Source organism: Mogibacterium pumilum, assembly GCF_002243385.1.
GTDB lineage: Bacteria > Bacillota > Clostridia > Peptostreptococcales > Anaerovoracaceae > Mogibacterium > Mogibacterium pumilum.
On record NZ_CP016199.1, the window covers coordinates 677,516 to 679,673 of the forward strand.

Below are 2,158 nucleotides of genomic sequence, written 5' to 3' on the forward strand. Positions count from 1 at the left end.
TTGAGGAACAACAAAGGACGGAGAATTTAACTAATCATGGTTAAATCTCCGTCCTTTTTAGATTATCCAAATTATGATGTGTACCCCTTGTCAGGGACAACATTGATTTTTTTGGGGTGTTTTTTTATTACCCCAACAAGTGTATAGGTAGGGGTTTAAAACACCACAATGAAATGGATAGGTACCTCCTAAACCCCAAAAGAATTTATAGAACCTGAACTTTTAGATGTATTAAGGTCGGTGGCATATGCTACCGACCTTTTGTCGGTGTGCCGGGCATGGCACAGTTCTTACTGGTGAGAGTCCAGTCACGGGTATTTACCGCCAAGTGTAGCGAACCGCAAGCGGAAAGCAGTAATGCTCAAGTGAAGGAAGCGGTGTAGCAAAGCCATCGAGCCTACGAACAGAAACCGGATACAAGGCTAAACGGTGGGTGAGGTTGCTACACAAACCGAAGCCCAAAAGGTAAACGTATCACCGAGACAGTAAATCCGGAGGTTGTGTGGCGAAAGAACTATGTCTTACCCCGGGAGACCCGGACGGCGTGGAAACACGTGCGGAAAAGGCTTGCGTCCGGGAGTCAGCTTAGACCATAGTACCGGGAGCACGAACGGGAAGGGTCTAATGTCAATGTATTGCAAATCACTGCAAGCAAGGTCGGAATAATCCGAAATCGAGGATATGCTCTGAAAGCAGAAACGTAAGTCTGTGGAGGCAAAAGGTAGAGGGGATGATTTCCGGCAGTTTTACGAACAGAAAGAGGAGCAACAAGTGGAATTAATCGAATGGATATTACAGGACAGGAATATTGACGAGGCAATCAAGAACGTCAAGCGAAACAAAGGTGCAGCCGGAGTCGATGGGATGACGGTAGATGAACTTGACGTGTATTTTACTCTTCATAGGGAAGAGCTGAAGACTCAGATACGTGAAGGTAAATACAGGCCGAGTCCGGTAAGAAGGGTCTACATACCTAAAGCCAACGGCAAGAAGAGACCTCTCGGAATACCGACAGTCACAGACAGAGTTGTACAGCAGATGACAGCACAGATACTGTCTCTGGGATATGACAAATATTTCAGTGACCATAGTTATGGGTTCCGAGCGAACAGAGATTGCCATGGAGCGATAGAGAAAGCCCTCGAATACCTCAACGAGGGATATGAGTGGGTGATAGACCTTGACATCGAGAAGTATTTCGACACGGTAAACCATGACAAGTTAATTTCAATACTCAGAGAACGCATTAATGATGCGAAAACGCTACGACTGATTCGACAGTTTCTAAGAGCTGGAGTCATGGAAGATGGCTTGGTAAGCCCAAGTGAAGAAGGGGTACCGCAAGGTGGACCTCTTTCACCTATACTATCCAACATCTACCTTGACAAGCTCGACAAGGAACTGGAATCAAGGGGACTTCATTTTGTCAGATACGCTGACGACTGCGACATCTTCGTGAAAAGTGAAATGGCGGCAGACAGAGTGATGAAGTCTGTGACAAGCTGGCTGGAGCGCAAACTTCGGCTGAGAGTCAGTGCCACTAAGACAAAGGTAGTAAGACCTACGAAGAGTAACTTTCTGGGATTCACATTCTGGAAGAGCAAAGACGGTTGGAAGTGCAGGCTTGCCAAAGACCGAAAGAAGAAACTCTATGAGAAGACTCGTGAGATTCTTTGTCGGAAGAAAGCGGCTGCGCGAACCATAAAGTCTACCTTTATGCAACTGAACTGGCTCATCCGGGGGTGGATAAACTACTACAGAATCGGTAGCATGAAAGGCTTTCTTGATGAATATGGACAATGGCTGAGGCACAAGGTGAGAGTAGTGATACTCAAACAGTGGAAAAAGCCGAAGACCATATTCAAGAACCTGATGGCTCTGAATAGGATTCAGGAATGTGGCCTTGAGGAGAAAAGATTGTTAAGCGTGGCAAACGCAAGGCAGGGATGGTACCGAATGGCTACTATTCGGGATATTAATTTCCTGCTCAATCCAACGATACTTGGCAAAAAGACAAAGAGCCGACCGGGATTGGTCGACCCTTTGGCGTATTATCTGAATTAACGCTTGATTCTATGTTGATGTAGCGCCGTATACGAGACCCGTACGTACGGTGCAACGGGAGGGTTGAGGGCTAACGCCCTCGCTCTACCCTATT

Annotated in this window: 1 protein-coding gene; it reads left to right on the forward strand. The window is 46.5% G+C overall.

Going from position 1 to position 2,158, the window contains the following annotated elements:
• Positions 1-708 precede the first annotated feature (708 nt).
• On the forward strand, positions 709-2,064 hold the full coding sequence (gene ltrA, locus AXF17_RS03305; protein WP_237049005.1) for a group II intron reverse transcriptase/maturase: 1,356 nt from the start codon (positions 709-711) through the stop codon (positions 2,062-2,064).
• The last annotated feature ends 94 nt before the right edge of the window (positions 2,065-2,158 follow it).